The organism is Streptomyces sp. NBC_00341, from assembly GCF_041435055.1.
In the GTDB taxonomy this organism is placed as follows: Bacteria; Actinomycetota; Actinomycetes; order Streptomycetales; family Streptomycetaceae; genus Streptomyces.
This window is the reverse complement of record NZ_CP108002.1, coordinates 1,331,138-1,349,741: the sequence shown is the minus strand read 5'-3', so window position 1 is coordinate 1,349,741 and position 18,604 is coordinate 1,331,138. Positions and strand designations below refer to the sequence as shown.

At 70.8% G+C, this 18,604-nt stretch carries 16 protein-coding genes; 14 read left to right on the top strand and 2 right to left on the bottom strand.

Annotated elements, in window-relative coordinates:
* Positions 1 to 74: 74 nt before the first annotated feature.
* Both OG892_RS05895 and OG892_RS05890 read left to right on the top strand, forming a co-directional pair.
* Complete coding sequence (locus tag OG892_RS05895) at positions 75 to 710, top strand: vitamin K epoxide reductase family protein (RefSeq protein WP_073737534.1); 636 nt, start codon at positions 75 to 77, stop codon at positions 708 to 710.
* 71 nt (positions 711 to 781) lie between these two features.
* The gene (locus OG892_RS05890; protein ID WP_073737535.1) at positions 782 to 2,164 is read left to right on the top strand and encodes a replication-associated recombination protein A; all 1,383 of its coding nucleotides are present in this window, start codon (positions 782 to 784) and stop codon (positions 2,162 to 2,164) included.
* A 15-nt stretch (positions 2,165 to 2,179) separates the two neighbouring features.
* Here the strand turns inward: OG892_RS05890 and OG892_RS05885 are convergent, their stop codons facing one another.
* Positions 2,180 to 2,881 (bottom strand): DUF2470 domain-containing protein, encoded by a 702-nt coding sequence (locus tag OG892_RS05885; RefSeq protein WP_107421833.1) that lies wholly within the window; start codon positions 2,879 to 2,881, stop codon positions 2,180 to 2,182.
* 188 nt (positions 2,882 to 3,069) lie between these two features.
* Here OG892_RS05885 and rpsD point away from each other — a divergent pair, with 188 nt between their 5' ends.
* A complete protein-coding gene (gene rpsD, locus OG892_RS05880) occupies positions 3,070 to 3,684 on the top strand; it encodes a 30S ribosomal protein S4 (RefSeq protein WP_073737536.1) in 615 nt (204 codons plus the stop codon).
* Positions 3,685 to 3,702: 18 nt separating this feature from the next.
* Here rpsD and OG892_RS05875 read toward each other — a convergent pair whose 3' ends face one another.
* Complete coding sequence (locus OG892_RS05875) at positions 3,703 to 5,943, bottom strand: AAA family ATPase (protein WP_073737537.1); 2,241 nt, start codon at positions 5,941 to 5,943, stop codon at positions 3,703 to 3,705.
* A gap of 266 nt (positions 5,944 to 6,209) precedes the next feature.
* Here OG892_RS05875 and OG892_RS05870 point away from each other — a divergent pair, with 266 nt between their 5' ends.
* The 11 genes from OG892_RS05870 (at position 6,210) to OG892_RS05820 (ending at position 18,577) form a co-directional block, all read left to right on the top strand.
* Complete coding sequence (locus OG892_RS05870) at positions 6,210 to 6,650, top strand: DUF948 domain-containing protein (protein WP_073737538.1); 441 nt, start codon at positions 6,210 to 6,212, stop codon at positions 6,648 to 6,650.
* A gap of 7 nt (positions 6,651 to 6,657) precedes the next feature.
* Positions 6,658 to 7,011, top strand: coding sequence for a DUF6167 family protein (locus tag OG892_RS05865; RefSeq protein ID WP_371628618.1), 354 nt, complete (start codon positions 6,658 to 6,660; stop codon positions 7,009 to 7,011).
* Entirely contained in the window at positions 7,011 to 9,680 is a 2,670-nt protein-coding gene (gene alaS, locus OG892_RS05860) for an alanine--tRNA ligase (RefSeq protein ID WP_073737540.1), read from the top strand. The genes OG892_RS05865 and alaS overlap by 1 nt, the downstream gene beginning before the upstream one ends.
* 8 nt (positions 9,681 to 9,688) lie before the next feature.
* Positions 9,689 to 10,162 carry a Holliday junction resolvase RuvX gene (ruvX, locus tag OG892_RS05855; RefSeq protein ID WP_199884485.1) on the top strand — a complete coding sequence of 158 codons (474 nt, stop codon included), beginning with the start codon at positions 9,689 to 9,691 and terminating at the stop codon, positions 10,160 to 10,162.
* A 95-nt stretch (positions 10,163 to 10,257) separates the two neighbouring features.
* Entirely contained in the window at positions 10,258 to 12,099 is a 1,842-nt protein-coding gene (gene mltG / locus OG892_RS05850) for an endolytic transglycosylase MltG (protein ID WP_371628617.1), read from the top strand.
* A complete protein-coding gene (locus tag OG892_RS05845) occupies positions 12,086 to 12,922 on the top strand; it encodes a shikimate dehydrogenase (RefSeq protein WP_073737543.1) in 837 nt (278 codons plus the stop codon). The genes mltG and OG892_RS05845 overlap by 14 nt, the downstream gene beginning before the upstream one ends.
* A gap of 145 nt (positions 12,923 to 13,067) precedes the next feature.
* A complete protein-coding gene (aroC, locus tag OG892_RS05840; protein ID WP_073737544.1) occupies positions 13,068 to 14,252 on the top strand; it encodes a chorismate synthase in 1,185 nt (394 codons plus the stop codon).
* The gene (gene aroB, locus OG892_RS05835) at positions 14,249 to 15,883 is read left to right on the top strand and encodes a 3-dehydroquinate synthase (RefSeq protein WP_371628616.1); all 1,635 of its coding nucleotides are present in this window, start codon (positions 14,249 to 14,251) and stop codon (positions 15,881 to 15,883) included. Before aroC ends, aroB begins: the two co-directional genes overlap by 4 nt.
* Positions 15,880 to 16,320: a type II 3-dehydroquinate dehydratase gene (aroQ, locus tag OG892_RS05830; protein ID WP_024491791.1), complete on the top strand. Its 441-nt coding sequence runs from the start codon at positions 15,880 to 15,882 to the stop codon at positions 16,318 to 16,320. The genes aroB and aroQ overlap by 4 nt, the downstream gene beginning before the upstream one ends.
* Before the next feature lie 149 nt (positions 16,321 to 16,469).
* Positions 16,470 to 17,378, top strand: coding sequence for a Pro-rich N-terminal domain-containing protein (locus tag OG892_RS05825; protein ID WP_328867714.1), 909 nt, complete (start codon positions 16,470 to 16,472; stop codon positions 17,376 to 17,378).
* Positions 17,379 to 17,470: 92 nt separating this feature from the next.
* The gene (locus OG892_RS05820) at positions 17,471 to 18,577 is read left to right on the top strand and encodes an aminopeptidase P family protein (RefSeq protein WP_073737548.1); all 1,107 of its coding nucleotides are present in this window, start codon (positions 17,471 to 17,473) and stop codon (positions 18,575 to 18,577) included.
* Positions 18,578 to 18,604 lie beyond the last annotated feature (27 nt).

Below are 18,604 nucleotides of genomic sequence, written 5' to 3'. Positions count from 1 at the left end.
TCGAACGGAGGACCGGCGCGCAGGTGCGGCACAATGACCGTGCCCAGCAGGCTACTCAGTGACGGAATGGCGATATGACGACTGCAGCGGTTGACCATCCCTCCTCCGACCAGGACGAGGACGGCGGGAAGAGGACCATCGGCGGCAGTCGTGCGTTCGCGCTGCTGCTGGTGATCACGGGCGCTGCCGGACTCCTCGCCGCGTGGGTCATCACGCTCGACAAGCTCAAGCTGATGGAGGACCCCAGCTTCGTCCCGGGCTGCAGTCTCAACCCGGTGGTGTCCTGCGGCAACATCATGAAGAGCGACCAGGCGGCCGCCTTCGGCTTCCCGAACCCGTGGCTCGGGCTCGCCACCTACCCCGTGATCATGGGCATCGGCCTGGCGCTGCTCGCCGGAGCGCGCTTCCGCGGCTGGTACTGGCTGGGGATGAACGCGGGCACCCTGTTCGGTGTCGGCTTCTGCACCTGGCTCCAGTACCAGTCGCTGTACAACATCAACTCCCTGTGCCTGTGGTGCTGCCTGGCCTGGGTCGCCACGATCTTCATGTTCTGCTACGTCACCACGCACAACATCAAGCACCGGATCATTCCGGCGCCCAGCTGGCTGCGCAACGGACTGACCGAGTTCCACTGGGTGCCGCCGGTCCTGTGGGTCGGCATCATCGGCATGCTCATCCTGACCCGCTGGTGGGACTTCTGGACCAGCTGAGCGACCCGTACGCGCTGCGGCTCCACCCGGGCCCGGCAGGGTTGTCAGTCCGGTGACATAGGCTTCAAAGCGTGGAGCCCGACCTCTTTACCGCAGCAGCCGAAGACCGCCAGGAGAAGGACCCGTCCAGCAGCCCCCTCGCTGTCCGGATGCGTCCGCGTACCCTCGACGAGGTCGTCGGCCAGCAGCACCTGCTCAAACCGGGCTCACCGCTGCGCCGCCTCGTCGGAGAGGGGAGCGGGGGACCGGCCGGTCCCTCGTCCGTGATCCTCTGGGGCCCACCCGGCATCGGCAAGACGACCCTGGCCTACGTGGTCAGCAAGGCCACCAACAAACGCTTCGTCGAGCTCTCCGCGATCACCGCGGGCGTCAAGGAAGTGCGGGCGGTCATCGAGGGCGCCCGGCGCGCCACCGGCGGCTACGGCAAGGAGACCGTCCTCTTCCTGGACGAGATCCACCGCTTCTCCAAGGCGCAGCAGGACTCACTGCTCCCGGCCGTCGAGAACCGCTGGGTGACGCTGATCGCGGCCACCACCGAGAATCCGTACTTCTCGATCATCTCGCCGCTGCTCTCGCGTTCCCTGCTGCTGACCCTCGAATCGCTGACCGACGACGACCTGCGCGACCTGCTGCACCGCGCCCTGGCCGACGAGCGCGGACTCGGCGGCGCGGTGACGCTGCCGGAGGACGCGGAGGAGCATCTGCTGCGCATCGCGGGCGGTGACGCGCGCCGTGCGCTGACGGCGCTGGAGGCGGCGGCCGGTGCGGCACTGTCCAAGGGGGAGCCGGAGATCACCCTGCTGACCCTGGAGGAGACGGTCGACCGCGCCGCGGTGAAGTACGACCGGGACGGCGACCAGCACTACGACGTGGCGAGCGCCCTGATCAAGTCCATCCGGGGCTCGGACGTCGATGCCGCGCTGCACTATCTGGCCCGGATGATCGAGGCCGGGGAGGACCCCCGGTTCATCGCCCGGCGGCTGATGATCTCGGCCAGCGAGGACATCGGCCTCGCGGACCCCACGGCGCTGCCCACGGCGGTCGCGGCGGCCCAGGCCGTCGCGATGATCGGCTTCCCCGAGGCGGCGCTCACCCTCAGCCACGCCACGATCGCCCTGGCGCTCGCACCCAAGTCCAACGCGGCGACGCTGGCGATCTCCGCCGCCCAGGACGACGTGCGCAAGGGCCTGGCGGGACCCGTCCCGGCCCATCTGCGCGACGGCCACTACAAGGGCGCCGCCAAGCTGGGTCACGCGCAGGGCTATGTCTATCCGCATGACGTCCCCGGCGGTATCGCCGCCCAGCAGTACGCCCCGGACGCGGTGCGCGACAAGCGCTACTACCAGCCCACCCGGTACGGCGCGGAGGCGCGTTACGCGGACGTGGCGGACCGGGTCCGCGAGCGGCTCGGCCGTACCGGCGGCGACGGCGAAGCGGGCCCGTCCGGTACCTAGCGGGGGCCCGGCCCCTCAGCGTGCGGCCGCGTCGAAGAGCGTGTGCATGGCGTGCCGCAGCTCGTTCACATCACGCACCGGTTCGGGGAACTCGAAGCGTGCGTCGAAGCACCGGCCGTCCCGCTCGCACACCCGCACCCGCAGCCCAAGCCGGTCCAGCGCGAGCGGTACGACGGCAGGCCGGTGCGCGGCGCAGCCGGCCGCGGCCCGCTCGCCGAGCAGCCCGGACAGCGTGCCCAGCTGTTCGCCGTGCGCCGCGTGCAGATGCTGCAGCAGCTCCGCCTCGTGGATGACGAGCGGGTCGGCGGACGCGTCGCGGAACTCCTCCGGCTCGACGCTCTGCGCACCCCAGAGGTCGTCGACGTACGCCTCACCCGTCTCCAGCCGCAGGAGCATCCGGCCGGGTCCCGCCATGCCCGGTACGGTGGTGAGCCAGCCGAAGACCCGGGCCCGGCCGCGGATGCGGTGCGGCACGGAGACCGGGGCCACGTCGGTGATCTCCAGCACAGCTGTCAGCTCGTCGTCCTGGGCGTGTGTCGCGGCCCGTACCGCCGGGGATTCCGCGGGGAATTCGAGGAAGAGATCCCCGTCCGGGCCCACGCTGCGGGACAGCGGCATCAGCTGGTCCGAGCCCGCCGAGTCGAGGCCGGGGATGAGCAGTACCGAGGAGCAGGTACTCTGTACGAGAGTTCGTGTGCGCTCGGCTGCTGACGGCATCCGAGTGTTTTCAAGCCCGCTGGGACGCGGCTGACCACGATCAGATCGGCCTTCCGTCGTAGCAGCACTTTCATGTGTGCTGCCGCTGTCTGTGCTGTCCGTGACGTGTGTGGTGTTCCCAGGGCGAGACATGCGATCTCCTTGAGTAAGGTGAGCCTAACCTAACCTACAACGGAGGTCTGGAGAACGTGCCTAATCAGTCGCGTCCCAAGGTCAAGAAGAGCCGCGCGCTCGGCATTGCGCTGACGCCGAAGGCCGTCAAGTACTTCGAGGCCCGCCCCTACCCGCCGGGCGAGCACGGCCGCGGCCGCAAGCAGAACTCGGACTACAAGGTCCGTCTGCTGGAGAAGCAGCGTCTGCGCGCCCAGTACGACATCAGCGAGCGCCAGATGGCCCGCGCCTACGACCGCGCCAAGAAGGCCGAAGGCAAGACGGGCGAGGCTCTCGTCGTCGAGCTGGAGCGCCGCCTCGACGCGCTGGTCCTGCGCTCGGGCATCGCCAAGACGATCTACCAGGCGCGCCAGATGGTCGTGCACGGTCACATTGAGGTCGACGGCCACAAGGTGGACAAGCCGTCCTTCCGTGTCCGTCCCGACAACATCGTGATGGTCCGCGAGCGCAGCCGCGAGAAGTACCCCTTCCAGGTTGCCCGCGAGGGTGGTTACGACACCGACGGTGAGACCCCGCGCTACCTGCAGGTGAACCTGAAGGCCCTGGCCTTCCGCCTTGACCGGGACCCGAACCGCAAGGAAATCCCCGTGATCTGCGACGAGCAGCTCGTCGTCGAGTACTACGCCCGCTGATTCAGGCGTAGCCGCTCTTCACCAGCGCTCAGGCCCGCCCCTTCCCGAAGCCGGGGAGGCGGCGGGCTTTCGCGTCTTCCCGGTCTCCGGAAGCGGCCCCGGTACCTCCGGTGCGCCGGTGTCCGCGTCGCCCGGCGGCTCCCCGGGGCGACCGGCCAGCGCCCTGGCCACCACCGCGTCGGTGCCCAGCACCGCGCCGGCCCGCCGCCGCGAGGCGTACCGCTCCTCGCCCAGCTCCCGGCGGGCCAGCTCCTCGCACCGGACCCTGGGCGCCCCGTAGTGCTCGGAGCCGAACAGCGGCAGCCCCACCGATGGCCAGATCTGTTCGGCGGCCCCTTGTAGCAGCGCCGCCTCGTCCGCATCGCCCTCGACCACCGTGACCAGCGCCAGCAGTTCCAGCGAGAGCACGGTGCCGAGCAGGTCGTGGAAGGCGTGGCTGATGGACAGCGACTCCCCGAGGAGTTCCCTGGCCCGTGCAGGGCGGCCCCGCTCCAGGGCGGCGAAGGCCAGGACGAACAGCGCGTAACTGAGGGCCCATCGCTCCCCGTGGTCCTCGCAGATCTCCCGGACCTCCTCGCAGATCGTGACCGCGCGGTCCAGTTCGCCCCGGAACCCGACCGACATCGCCAGTTCGACCTGGGCCATCAGCACGTTGCTGTTCAGCTCCCCGAGCTCCCGGTAGCGGCCGAGTGCCTCATGCAGCAGTTCCTGCGCCCGCGCCGTGTCGTCCGTGACGAGGGCCAGGCAGCCGGTGCGGTGCAGCGCGTACGCCGAGGCCGTGGCGTCACCGGCCGCCTCCGCCTCCTCCCGGCACTCGGTCAGCGCCGAGATCGCCCCCACCGGGTCCCCCTGCAGCACCGCGACATAGCCGAGCACCCACAGCGCCTTCAGCCTTGAGGAGTCGTACGGGGTCTCCTCCTCCAGCACGTGGTCCAGCCAGTGCCGCCCCTCCGAGAGCCGCCCGCAGCCGACCCACAGGAACCAGAGCGTGCCCGCCAGGTACTGGGCGAGATGCGCCTCCTCCGGGCACTCCAGCGAACACTCCATGGCCCGCCGCAGATTGGGCAGTTCGCTCTCCACCCGGGCCGCCACCTCGCTCTGCCGAGGGCTGAACCAGTCCAGTTCGCACCAGGTCGCCAGCCCCAGGAACCAGTCGCGGTGACGCCGTCGCAGCCGCTCCGTCTCCCCGGTGGCCGCCAGCCACTCGGCGCCGTACTCGCGCACCGTGTCGAGCATCCGGTAGCGGGTGCCGGCCGCCGAGTCCTCCCGCAGCACGATGGACTGGGCGAGCAGCCCGGAGAGCACGTCGAGCACCGAGTCGGCCGGCAGCTCGGAGCCGCTGCAGACGTACTCGACCGCCTCCAGGTCGAACTGCCCGGCGAAGACCGAGAGCCGTGACCACAGCAGCCGCTGTTCCGGGACGCAGAGCTCATGGCTCCAGCCGATGGCCGTGCGGAGCGTCTGATGGCGGGCCAGCGCGCTGCGGCTGCCGCCGGTCAGCAGCCGGAAGCGGTCGTCGAGGCGTTCGAGCACCTGCTCGGCCGAGAGCGCCCGCAGCCGCCCGGCCGCCAGCTCCAGCGCGAGCGGAATCCCGTCCAGCCGCCGGCACAGCTCCTGGACCGCGCCCCGGGTGTGCTCGGTCAGCCGGAACTCCGGCTGCACCGCGGTGGCCCGCTCCGCGAAGAGCCGGAGCGCGTCCCGGTCGGTCATGGTCGCGAGCGGATAGGTGGCCTCGCCGTCGAGTTCCATCGGCAGCCGGCCGGCCGCCAGTACCCGCAGCCGGGGGGCCCGGCGCAGCAGGTCCCGTACCAACTCCGCACAGGCGTCCACGAGATGTTCGAATCCGTCGATCACCAGCAGGAGCCGGCGCCCGGCGCAGTAATCGAGGAGCGTGGCGCGCGGCGGCCTGTTGGTGTGGTCGGTCAGGCCCAGCGCGTCGACGAGTGCGTGTTCCAGCAGCTCCGGATCGTGGACGTCGGACAGCTCCAGCAGCCAGACCCCGTCGCAGTACCGTTTCTCCAGGAGGGCCGCGGCCCTGGTGACCAGCCGGGTCTTGCCGACCCCGCCCACGCCCACGACGGTGACCAGCCGGGACTCCTCCAGGAGTCCGGTGAGCTCGGCCAACTCGTCGTCACGTCCCACGAACCTGTTCAGTTCCGCCGGGAGATTGCCCGGAAGGCCGCGTGCGGGTCCGCCACGGGCGGAGGGCGGTGTATCCGGACCGTCGGAGGAGGGGAAGGGGCGCTGAGAGCGTCGCATGAAACACGCAGAGTACTGGCCCGAAAGCGCTCCGTACAATCTCGTTGCGGGAACTCCCGCCGTGCCAGGCGGTAATGCGGTACAGGGCGCGAGCCCCGGCGCGATAGGCTCGGAGGCGGTGAACGGCCGCGACGCGGGCCGCCGCCGAAGAAGCAGAGAACAACGCAGAACAACGCAGAACACTGCGGAACAGCGCGTAACCGCGCTGAACAACGCAGAGACAGACGACAAGCCAGAGAGAGCGGTGCACTGTGTCCGGTGGTGAGGTGGCCGGGATCCTGGTGGCCGTCTTCTGGGCGATCCTGGTTTCGTTCCTCGCCGTCGTACTGGTGAGGCTCGCGCAGACGCTCAGGGCGACCACCAGACTCGTGGCGGACGTGACCGAACAGGCCGTCCCGCTGCTCGCTGACGCCTCCGCGACCGTACGTTCCGCGCAGACCCAGCTCGACAAGGTCGACGCGATCGCGACGGACGTCCAGGAGGTCACCTCCAACGCCTCTGCGCTCTCCACCACCGTCGCCTCCACGTTCGGCGGCCCGCTGGTCAAGGTCGCCGCGTTCGGCTACGGGGTCCGGCAGGCCATCGGCCGCAAGACCGCCCCCGAACCGGAAGCGCGTTCCCGGCGATCGGTGATCGTCGGCCGGACCGTGCCGTCCGCGCGTGGCAGGAAGCGCAACGGCAGAAACTCCCGCGGATCGAAGGACTGACGCAGCGATGTTCCGCCGTACGTTCTGGTTCACCGCCGGCGCAGCCGCCGGGGTCTGGGCCACCGCCAAGGTCAACCGCAAGATCAAGCAGCTGACCCCGGAGAGCCTCGCGGCGCAGGCCGCCGACAAGGCGGTGATGGCCGGTCACAAGCTCAAGGACTTCGCGCTGGACGTCCGCGAGGGCATGGTCAGGCGCGAGGCCGAGCTGGGCGAGGCGCTGGGGCTCGAAGCCCCGGTCGACCCGGAGCTCCCGGTACAGCCCCACTTCGCCGTCGAGGCGGCGCCGCCCGGCAGGCGCGGGGCGCCCGCCCGCAACCGCACGCTCCCCTACAACTCGTACAACCGGAATGAGGACCACTGATGGAGTCGGCTGAAATTCGCCGCCGCTGGCTGAGCTTCTACGAGGAGCGCGGTCACACCGTCGTCCCTTCGGCGTCGCTCATCGCGGACGACCCGACTCTGCTGCTGGTCCCGGCCGGCATGGTGCCCTTCAAGCCGTACTTCCTCGGTGAGGTCAAGCCGCCCGCCCCGCGCGTCACCAGCGTGCAGAAGTGCGTCCGTACGCCGGACATCGAAGAGGTCGGCAAGACCACCCGGCACGGCACCTTCTTCCAGATGTGCGGGAACTTCTCCTTCGGCGACTACTTCAAGGAAGGCGCCATCGACTACGCCTGGGAGCTGCTCACCGGCTCCGTGGCGGACGGCGGCTTCGGCCTCGACCCCGAGCGTCTGTGGATCACGGTCTACCTGGACGACGACGAGGCCGAGCAGATCTGGCGCGACAGGATCGGTGTCCCCGCCGAGCGCATCCAGCGCCTGGGGAAGAAGGACAACTTCTGGTCCATGGGCGTCCCCGGCCCCTGCGGTCCCTGTTCCGAGATCAACTACGACCGAGGCCCCGAGTTCGGCGTCGAGGGCGGCCCGGCCGTCAACGACGAGCGGTACGTGGAGATCTGGAACCTGGTCTTCATGCAGTACGAGCGCGGCGCCGGCGACGGCAAGGACGACTTCCCGATCCTTGGGGACCTGCCCTCCAAGAACATCGACACCGGCCTCGGCCTCGAACGCCTCGCGATGATCCTGCAGGGCGTGCAGAACATGTACGAGACCGACACCCTGCGCGTCGTCATGGACAAGGCCACCGAGCTGACCGGGGTGCGCTACGGCGCCGCCCGGAGCACGGACGTCTCGCTCCGGGTGGTAGCCGACCACATCCGTACCTCCGTCATGCTCATCGGTGACGGCGTCACCCCCGGCAACGAGGGCCGCGGCTACGTGCTGCGCCGCATCATGCGCCGCGCCATCCGCAACATGAGGCTGATGGGCTCCACCGGCTCGGTCGTCAACGAGCTGGTCGGCGTCGTGATCGAGACGATGGGGCTCCAGTACCCCGAGCTGATCACCGACCGCAAGCGCATCGAGACCGTCGCCCTCGCGGAGGAGGCCGCCTTCCTCAAGGCCCTCAAGGGCGGCACCAACATCCTTGAGACCGCCGTCACCGAGACCAAGGCCGCCGGCGGCCGGGTCATCGCCGGCGACAAGGCGTTCCTGCTCCACGACACCTGGGGCTTCCCGATCGACCTCACCCTGGAGATGGCCGCCGAGCAGGGCCTGTCCGTGGACGAGGACGGGTTCCGCCGCCTCATGCAGGAGCAGCGGGACAAGGCCAAGGCCGACGCCCGCGCCAAGAAGACCGGTCACGCCGACCTGTCCGCCTACCGCGAGGTCGCGGACAACTCCGGCGCCACCGAGTTCACCGGCTACACCATGACCGAGGGCGAGTCGACGATCGTCGGCCTCCTCGTCGACGGTGTCCCCTCGCCCGCCGCCCTGGAGGGCGACGAGGTCGAGGTCGTCCTGGACCGCACCCCGTTCTACGCCGAGGGCGGCGGCCAGCTCGCCGACACCGGGCGGATCCGGCTCGACACCGGCGCGGTGATCGAGGTCCGCGACGTCCAGAAGCCGGTCCCCGGCGTCCACGTCCACAAGGGCGTCGTCCAGGTCGGTGAGGTCACGGTCGGTGCCGCCGCCCTCGCCTCCATCGACAACACCCGCCGCCGGGCCATCGCCCGCGCCCACAGTGCCACCCACCTCACGCACCAGGCGCTGCGCGACGCGCTGGGCCCGACGGCCGCCCAGGCCGGCTCCGAGAACTCCCCGGGCCGGTTCCGCTTCGACTTCGGCTCGCCCGCCGCCGTACCCGGCACGGTCCTCACCGACGTCGAGCAGAAGATCAACACCGTGCTCTCCCGCGAGCTCGACGTCCAGGCCGAGGTCATGTCCATCGACGAGGCCAAGAAGCAGGGCGCCATCGCGGAGTTCGGTGAGAAGTACGGCGAGCGGGTCCGGGTCGTCACCATCGGGGACTTCTCCAAGGAGCTGTGCGGCGGAACGCACGTCCACAACACCGCCCAGCTCGGTCTGGTCAAGCTGCTCGGGGAGTCGTCCATCGGCTCCGGCGTGCGCCGCATCGAGGCCCTCGTCGGCGTCGACGCGTACAACTTCCTCGCCAGGGAGCACACGGTCGTCGCCCAGCTCCAGGAGCTCGTCAAGGGCCGTCCCGAGGAGCTTCCGGAGAAGATCGCCGGGATGCTCGGCAAGCTGAAGGACGCCGAGAAGGAGATCGAGAAGTTCCGCGCGGAGAAGGTCCTCCAGGCCGCCGCCGGACTCGTCGACTCCGCCCAGGACGTCCGGGGCGTCGCCCTGGTCACCGGCCAGGTCCCGGACGGCACCTCGGCCGACGATCTGCGCCGGCTCGTCCTCGACGTGCGCGGGCGCATCCAGGGCGGCCGGCCGGCCGTCGTGGCCCTGTTCACCACGGCCAACGGCCGCCCGCTGACCGTCATCGCCACCAACGAGGCCGCTCGCGAGCGGGGCCTCAAGGCCGGTGACCTGGTCCGCGCCGCCGCCAAGACGCTCGGCGGCGGAGGCGGCGGCAAGCCTGACGTCGCCCAGGGCGGCGGTACGAACCCGGACGCCATCGGTGACGCCGTCGCCGCTGTCGAACGCCTCGTCACCGAGACGGCGTGACGCCGGACATGACGGGGATGCGCCGCGGTCGCCGGCTGGCGATCGACGTCGGGGACGCCCGGATCGGGGTCGCCTCGTGCGACCCCGACGGGATCCTCGCCACGCCGGTGGAGACCGTGCCGGGACGCGATGTCCCGGCCGCCCACCGGCGGCTCGGCCAGATCGTCGCGGAGTACGAGCCGATCGAGGTCATCGTCGGCCTGCCCCGCTCCCTCGGTGGGGGAGAGGGGCCGGCCGCGGCCAAGGTCCGCGCCTTCACGGATGTGTTCGCCCGCGCGGTCGCACCCATTCCGGTGCGTTTGCTGGACGAGAGGATGACCACAGTGACGGCGAGTCAGGGCCTGCGCGCATCGGGCGTGAAGTCCAAAAAAGGCCGTTCCGTCATTGACCAGGCTGCCGCTGTGGTGATCCTTCAGAACGCTCTGGAGTCCGAACGGGCTTCGGGCAATCCTCCCGGCGAGGGCGTCGAAGTGGTGGTCTGATCGCGATACGGTAACGTTCCGCGCGATGCGGCGGTGTTCGAACAAACACCGCACAGCAAAGAGACGGAACGTCGTCTCGCGGCTCAAGGGGATCGATGACTGAGTATGGCCGGGGCCCCGGCTCCGAACCGTGGCATCCCGAGGACCCCTTGTACGGGGACCAGGGATGGGGAGGCCAGCAGCCTGCCCACGGCCAGAGCCAGTACGGCGGCCAGCAGCAGCCCTACCCGCAGGACCCGTACGCCGCCCAGCAGCAGCCGCAGGACCCGTACGCGCAGCAGCACCAGCAGCCGCAGGATCCTTACGCGCAGCAGCAGCAGCAACAACAACAGCAGCAGCAACAGCAGCACGACCCGTACGCCCAGCCGCAGCAGCAGCACGACCCGTACGCGCAGCAGCCGCAGCACCAGCAACAGCAGCAGGACCCGTACGCGCAGCAGCAGTACCAGCAGCAGCCCCAGTACGGCGCCCAGCAGGACCCGTACGCCCAGCAGCCTCCCTATAACGGCGGCTGGGACACCGGGCAGCAGCCGGCCGCGATGCCGTACGAGGGTCAGCCCGCCGCCGGGTACGGCTACGGCGAGACGAACGACTACTACGGCACCCCCGAGGCCTACCCGCCGCCGCAGCCCCCCGGCCGCCGCCGGGCGGCGCCCGAGCAAGTGGCCGAACACGCACCCGAACAGACGCCTGCGCAGAACCCCGACTGGGACCCCGAGGTCCAGCCGGAGGAGACCCACCCCTTCTTCACGGGTGTGGACGACAGCGACGGCAAGGACGACGACTACGACGACGACGATGACCCCCGCGACTCCCGCCGTGGGGGCGGGGACGAGCGCCGGGGCAAGGGCAAGAAGAAGAAGGGCCGCAGCGGCTGCGCCTGCCTGGTCATCTCTCTTGTCCTGGTCGGCGGCGTAGGCGGAGTGGGCTACTTCGGCTACTCGTACTACCAGGACAAATTCGGCCCGGCGGAGGACTACGCGGGCAGCGGCTCCGGGTCCGTCGAGATCGAGATCCCCAAGGGCTCGTACGGGTACGACATCGCCAACATCCTGAAGAAGCAGGGTGTGGTCAAGAGCGTCGACGCCTTCGTCTCCGCGCAGAGCGAGGAGCCCAAGGGCAAGTCGATCCAGGCCGGTGTCTATCTCCTGCACGAGAAGATGGCCGCGTCCGAGGCCCTGAAGATGATGCTCGACCCGAAGAGCCAGAACCTGCTGGTGATTCCCGAGGGTTCTCGCAATGCCGCCGTCTACGCGCTGATCGACAAGAAGCTGAGCCTCAAGGCGGGCACGACAGAGGGCATCGCCAAGTCCAAGAAGTCCGATCTGGGCCTGCCCGGCTGGGCGAGCAAGAGCAAGGACATCAAGGACCCGCTGGAAGGCTTCCTCTACCCGGCCGCGTATCCGGTGACGAAGGAGACCAAGCCGGAGGCGATCCTCGAGAAGATGGTCTCGCGGTCCGACGACGAGTACAAGAAGCTCGACCTCGAAGGAACCGCCAAGAAGTACAAGCTGGACGGCCCGTGGCAGGTGCTCACCGTGGCCAGCCTGGTCCAGGCGGAAGGTCTCACGCATGAGGACTTCCGCAAGATGGCCGAAGTCGTCTACAACCGCCTGAAGCCGGACAACACGGCAACGAACCGTAAGCTCGAATTCGACTCCGCGTTCAATTACCTGAACAAGCAGAGCAAGATCAAGATCAACCTGTCCGAGATCCGTACCAACCCGGATCCGTACAACACCTATTACCACGCCGGTCTTCCGCCGGGCCCCATCAGTAATCCCGGGGACGAGGCTCTGCGTGCGACGCTCAGTCCCACCGGTGATGGGTGGATGTTCTTTATCTCGCTCGACGGCAAGAAGACCGATTTCACGAAGACGGCCGCAGAGCACGCGAAACTCACAGAGAAATTCAATAAAATTCATGGCATCGACTGACGGGCGTCACAGGGCTGCCGTTCTCGGCTCGCCCATCGCCCACTCGCTCTCCCCGGTCCTGCACCGGGCCGCGTACACCGCACTCGGCCTCGACGACTGGACCTATGACCGGTACGAGACCGACGAGGCCGCGCTGCCCGGCTTTGTCGAGGGCCTGGACGGAACCTGGGCCGGGCTCTCGCTGACCATGCCGCTCAAGCGGGCGGTCATCCCGCTGCTGGACGAGATCAGCGAGACCGCCGCCTCGGTCGAGGCCGTCAACACCGTCGTCCTCACCGAGGACGGCCGGCGGGCCGGCGACAACACCGACATCCCCGGCATGATCGCCGCGCTGCGCGAGCGGGGCGTCGAGAAGACGGAGTCCGCGGCCGTCCTCGGCGCCGGAGCCACCGCCTCCTCCGCCCTCGCCGCCCTCTCCGAGATCTGTACGGGACCGGTCACGGCCTACGTCCGCAGCCGGGAACGCGGTGACGAGATGCGCGGCTGGGGCGAACGGCTCGGCGTCGACGTCCGGATCGCCGACTGGGCGGAGGCAGAGCAGGCGCTGCGGGCCCCGCTGGTCATCGCGACCACCCCGGCCGGAGCCACGGACGCGCTGACCGGAGCGCTGCCCAAGGCTCCGGGCACGCTCTTCGACGTGCTGTACGAGCCCTGGCCCACCGGGCTCGCAGCCGCCTGGGCGGCCCACGACGGCGCGGTCATCGGAGGTCTCGATCTCCTGGTGCACCAAGCGGTCCTCCAGGTCGAGCAGATGACGGGCCGTACGCCCGCGCCGCTGGCCGCCATGCGGCAGGCCGGCGAGCAGGCACTGGCCGCTCGCTGACCGCGTTACTCGCCGCTCGATCCGTCCGTCTGCTGGACCGGCGGCGGGTCGGCCGTCCGGTCCGTGGGAGGATCGGGGGCGGCGGGCCAGGGCCGCGCACCCGGTCGCGCCGTTCGGATTTCAGGCGCGAGCATGAGGAGCACCGTTGAGCAGGTTGCGCTGGCTGACCGCGGGGGAGTCGCACGGCCCCGCACTGGTGGCGACGCTGGAGGGTCTTCCCGCCGGTGTCCCGGTCACCACGGAGATGGTGGCGGACGCGCTCGCCCGGCGACGGCTCGGATACGGCCGCGGCGCCCGGATGAAGTTCGAGCAGGACGAGGTCACCTTCCTGGGCGGGGTCCGGCACGGCCTGACCATGGGTTCGCCGGTCGCCGTGATGGTGGGCAACACCGAGTGGCCCAAGTGGGAGCAGGTCATGTCGGCCGACCCGGTCGACCCCGACGTGCTGGCCGCGCAGGCCCGTAACGCCCCGCTGACTCGCCCCCGGCCCGGCCACGCCGACCTCGCCGGCATGCAGAAGTACGGCTTCGACGAGGCCCGGCCGATCCTGGAGCGCGCCAGCGCCCGGGAGACCGCGGCGCGCGTCGCCCTCGGAGCGGTCGCCCGGTCGTACCTCAAGGAGACGGCCGGCATCGAGATCGTCAGCCATGTCGTCGAGCTGGCCGCCGCCAAGGCGCCGTACGGGGTCTACCCGACGCCGGCCGACGTCGAGAAGCTCGACGCCGACCCGGTGCGCTGCCTCGACGAGGACGCGAGCAAGCAGATGGTCGCGGAGATCGACCAGGCACACAAGGACGGCGACACGCTCGGCGGTGTGGTCGAGGTGCTGGCGTACGGGGTGCCGGTCGGCCTCGGTTCGCACGTGCACTGGGACCGCCGGCTCGACGCCCGCCTCGCCGCCGCGCTCATGGGCATCCAGGCCATCAAGGGCGTCGAGGTCGGGGACGGCTTCGATCTGGCCCGGGTGCCGGGATCGCAGGCGCACGACGAGATCCTGGTGACCGAGGACGGCATCAAGCGCGCCTCCGGGCGCTCCGGCGGCACCGAGGGCGGTCTCACCACCGGCGAGCTGCTGCGCGTGCGGGCCGCGATGAAGCCCATCGCGACCGTGCCGCGCGCCCTGGCCACCGTCGACGTGGTGACCCGCGAGCCCGCCAAGGCCCACCACCAGCGCTCCGATGTCTGCGCGGTCCCGGCCGCCGGGATCGTCGCGGAGGCGATGGTCGCGCTGGTGCTCGCCGACGCGGTCGCGGAGAAGTTCGGCGGCGACAGTGTCCCCGAGACCCACCGCAACGTGCAGTCGTACCTCGACCACCTGCAGATCCGATGAGCGCCCCGCTGATCGTCCTGGTCGGCCCGATGGGCGTCGGCAAGTCCACCGTCGGCGAGCTGCTCGCCGAACGGCTCGGCACCACCTACCGGGACACCGACGCGGACGTCGTCGCCGCGGCCGGGAAACCGATCGCGGAGATCTTCTACGACGAGGGCGAGGAGCGGTTCCGCGAACTGGAGAGCCGGGCCGTGCACGACGCGGTCGCGGAGCACACGGGTGTCCTCTCGCTCGGCGGCGGCGCCGTCCTCGACGAGGCGACGCGCGACCTGCTGGCCGGCCACGCCGTCGTCTACCTCTCGATGGACGTCGACGAAGCGGTCAAGCGGGTCGGGCTGAACACCGCGCGCCCGCTGCTCGCCGTGAATCCGCGCCGGCAGTGGCGCGAACTCATGGAGGCCCGCCGCCACCTCTACACGGATGTGGCCCGCGCGGTCGTCGCGACCGACGAGCGCACACCGCACGAGGTCGCCCAGGCGGTCCTCGAAGCACTGGAACTGCCGGACGCGCCGTCGTCCGGCCGGGAGAACGCAACGATGACCGAGCAGGGACCCACCCGAATCCAGATCGCCGGCAGCGCGGGCACCGACCCGTACGAGGTGGTGATCGGCCGGCAACTGCTGGGCGAGCTCCCCGCGTTCATCGGTGACCGCGTCAAGCGCGTCGCGATCCTGCACCCCGAGGCGCTCGCGGAGACCGGCGAGGCCGTCCGCCAGGACCTCGCGGACCAGGGCTACGAGGCCATCGCGATCCAGCTGCCGAACGCCGAGGAGGCCAAGACCGTCGAGGTCGCGGCCTACTGCTGGAAGGCGCTCGGCCAGACCGGCTTCACCCGCACCGACGTCATCGTCGGCGTGGGCGGCGGCGCCACCACGGACGTCGCGGGCTTCGTCGCCGCGACCTGGCTGCGCGGAGTGCGCTGGATCGCCGTACCCACCACCGTGCTCGCCATGGTCGACGCTGCCGTCGGCGGCAAGACCGGCATCAACACCGCGGAGGGCAAGAACCTCGTCGGCGCCTTCCACCCGCCCGCCGGAGTGCTCTGCGACCTCGCCGCCCTCGACTCGCTGCCTGTCAACGACTACGTCAGCGGCGTGGCCGAGATCATCAAGGCCGGCTTCATCGCGGACCCGGCCATCCTCGACCTCGTCGAGGCCGACCCGCAGGGCGCGCGCACACCGGCCGGACCGCACACCTCCGAGCTGATCGAACGCGCCATCCGGGTCAAGGCCGAGGTCGTCTCCAGCGACCTCAAGGAGTCCGGGCTGCGCGAGATCCTCAACTACGGCCACACCCTGGCGCACGCGATCGAGAAGAACGAGCGCTACAAGTGGCGGCACGGCGCGGCCGTCTCGGTCGGCATGGTCTTCGCCGCCGAACTGGGCCGGCTGGCCGGGCGCCTGGACGACGCGACCGCCGACCGGCACCGCGCCGTCCTGGAGTCCGTCGGGCTGCCGCTCACCTACCGCGGCGACCAGTGGCCCAAGCTGCTGGAGAACATGAAGGTCGACAAGAAGTCCCGCGGCGACCTGCTGCGCTTCATCGTCCTGGACGGCCTCGGCAAGCCCACCGTCCTGGAGGGTCCCGACCCGGCCGTTCTGCTCGCCGCCTACGGGGAGGTGTCGGCGTGACCCGACGGGTCCTCGTCCTCAACGGGCCCAACCTCGGCCGGCTGGGCTCCCGTGAGCCCGACGTCTACGGGGCCACCTCGTACGCCGGGCTCGTCGAGGCCTGCCGCACGCTCGGCAAGGAGCTCGGCTTCGACGTCGACGTCCGGGAGACCAACGACGAGGGGGAGCTGATCCGCTGGCTCCACGAGGCCGCGGACGGTTCGATTCCGGTCGTTCTCAACCCGGGCGCCTTCACGCACTATTCGTACGGAATGCGGGACGCTGCCGCCCAGCGCACCGCCCCGCTGATCGAGGTGCACATCTCGAACCCGTACGCGCGCGAGGAATTCCGCCACAACTCCGTGGTCGCACCGGTTGCCACCGGGACCGTGGCGGGGTTCGGCATCGGTTCCTACCGGCTCGCGCTGCGGGCCCTGGCGGACGAGCTGACGGACTGACGGACCGTCGCACCGCACGGCCGACGTGGCCCGACTCGGCCATCGGGGCACTTCGTACGGTCCCCGGCCGTTCCCTGTGTGGCGGCCGGGGACTGTACGGTTGCCGTTCCACCAGCGCCAGTTGCCTGTACGAGACGGAGTGCCACCGGATGCAGCACGCAGTGGGGGCACCGCTGCCGCCGCCCCACGGGCCCGGGACCGGGCCTGTCGGATGGTCGCAGCAGGCCCAGCACCCCGGCCACCCCGGCCCGCCGGTCCCGCCACCGGCCGGTCCCCCCGGCCCGCCCCCGTCGAGCCGCCCCGCCCCCCCGCCGCCGGCCGGGCGCCCCGCCGCGCCGCCGCAGGCCCCGCCCGCCCAGCAGGCGCAGGGCCAGGGCTGGAGCGGACCGGCACCGCACCAGGCACCGGCGCCGGTCTCCCGGGAGAGCACCGGGCACATCCAGCTGCCGCCGGGCGGGCCCGTACCGCTGCCCGCGCCGCCCGCAGAGCCCGGGACCGGTACCGCGACCCTCGCCGTGCTCCTGATCGGCCCCGCGGGCGCCGGAAAGACCACCGTGGCCAAGCTCTGGGCCAGCCGCCGCCGGGTCCCCACCGCCCACGTCAGCCTCGACGACGTCCGGGAGTGGGTCTGCTCCGGCTTCGCGGACCCGCAGGCGGGGTGGAACGACCAGTCGGAGGCCCAGTACCGGCTGGCGCGCCGCACCTGCGGCTTCTCCGCCCGCAACTTCCTGGCCAACGGCATCTCCTGCATCCTCGACGACGCGGTCTTCCCGGACCGCCCCGTGGTCGGCCTCGGCGGCTGGAAGCGCCACGTCGGCCCCGGGCTGCTGCCCGTCGTCCTGCTGCCGGGCCTGGAGGTCGTCCTGGAGCGCAACGCCGCCCGCAGCGGCAACCGCCGCCTCTCGGACGAGGAGGTCGCCCGCATCCACGGCCGGATGGCCGGCTGGTACGGCTCCGGGCTGCCGATCATCGACAACTCCACGTACGACGTGGAGACCACCGCCCGCGTCCTGGACGACATACTCGCCCGCTCCATAGCCAGCCCCCCGGCCTGGTAGCCGGGCCCGGGGCCCACCTCCTCGCCGGGCACCGCCCCCCGGTCGGGTGCGCTGACCGCGCGGGCCCGGGGCCGCGCTCGTACGCTCGATGCATGTCAGAGGTGTACGCCGTCCGACGCGGGCTGCTCCGCGACCGGTGCGCCGCCGTCGGATCCGCGGCCGCCCTGGTCTCCCGCCCCGCCAATGTCCGCTATCTGGCAGGGGGAGCGCCGCCGGGCGCCGTGCTGCTGCTCGGCCCCGACGAGGACGTTCTGCTCTGCCCCCGTCCGCCGACCGGTGACCCGGCCGACGGACGTACCGACGAACAGCTCCGGGTGGACCTGCTGTCGGTCACCGGCGGCGATCCGGTGGTCGCCGCCGCCACTCTGGCCACCTCCGCGGGCGCGGAGTCGCTGGCCGTCGAGGAGCACGATCTGACCGTGGCCCGGCACCGGGCGATGGGCGCGGTCGCCCCGAAGCTCCGGCTGGCCGACCTCGGGGTCACCGTCGAGCAGTTGCGCATCGTCAAGGACGAGGAGGAGATCGGCTGCCTGCGGATCGCCGCCGAGATCACCGACCAGGCGCTCGGTGAACTCCTCGAATCGATCCTGGTCGGCCGCACCGAGCGGCACCTCGCGCTGGAACTGGAACGCCGGCTGGTGGACCACGGCGCCGACGGCCCCGCCTTCACCACGTCCGTCGCCACCGGTCCCAACTCCGGCCGGGGCCGTCACAGGCCCTCGGACCGAAGGGTGGAGGAAGGGGATTTCCTCTCCGTCTGCCTCGGCGCGAACTACCGCGGCTACCGGTGCGAGATCGGCCGCACCTTCGTCATCGGCACCGCTCCGGCCGACTGGCAGATCGAGCTCTACGACCTGGTTTTCGCCGCTCAGAGGGCTGGACGGGAGGCACTTGTGCCCGGCGCCGCCTACCGCGACGTGGACCGCGCGGCCCGCCACCTGCTGGACTCCGCAGGCCATGGTGAGGGCCTTGTGACCCGGACCGGGCACGGGGTCGGGCTCGAAATCGACGAGGACCCGCAACTGGCACCTGCGGCCATGGGTAAACTGGACGCTTGTGTGCCGGTCACCGTCGAACCGGGGGTCCACCTCCCGGGCCGGGGCGGGGTCCGGATCGATGACACGCTCGTCGTGCGCCCCGAGGCGGACGGCGGACCCGAGCTACTCACCATTACGACCAAGGAGCTGCTCGCGCTCTAGCGCGCATCCTCGGTCGTTCCACCAGCT

Coding starts and splice junctions, on each gene's coding strand:
- OG892_RS05875 (WP_073737537.1), bottom strand. CDS start 5,943: ATGCGACGCTCTCAGCGCCCCTTCCCCTCCTCCGACGGTCCGGATACA.
- ruvX (WP_199884485.1), top strand. CDS start 9,689: ATGACGGGGATGCGCCGCGGTCGCCGGCTGGCGATCGACGTCGGGGAC.
- OG892_RS05895 (WP_073737534.1), top strand. CDS start 75: ATGACGACTGCAGCGGTTGACCATCCCTCCTCCGACCAGGACGAGGAC.
- OG892_RS05820 (WP_073737548.1), top strand. CDS start 17,471: ATGTCAGAGGTGTACGCCGTCCGACGCGGGCTGCTCCGCGACCGGTGC.
- aroB (WP_371628616.1), top strand. CDS start 14,249: ATGAGCGCCCCGCTGATCGTCCTGGTCGGCCCGATGGGCGTCGGCAAG.
- OG892_RS05845 (WP_073737543.1), top strand. CDS start 12,086: ATGGCATCGACTGACGGGCGTCACAGGGCTGCCGTTCTCGGCTCGCCC.
- mltG (WP_371628617.1), top strand. CDS start 10,258: ATGACTGAGTATGGCCGGGGCCCCGGCTCCGAACCGTGGCATCCCGAG.
- OG892_RS05825 (WP_328867714.1), top strand. CDS start 16,470: ATGCAGCACGCAGTGGGGGCACCGCTGCCGCCGCCCCACGGGCCCGGG.
- OG892_RS05885 (WP_107421833.1), bottom strand. CDS start 2,881: ATGCCGTCAGCAGCCGAGCGCACACGAACTCTCGTACAGAGTACCTGC.
- alaS (WP_073737540.1), top strand. CDS start 7,011: ATGGAGTCGGCTGAAATTCGCCGCCGCTGGCTGAGCTTCTACGAGGAG.
- OG892_RS05865 (WP_371628618.1), top strand. CDS start 6,658: ATGTTCCGCCGTACGTTCTGGTTCACCGCCGGCGCAGCCGCCGGGGTC.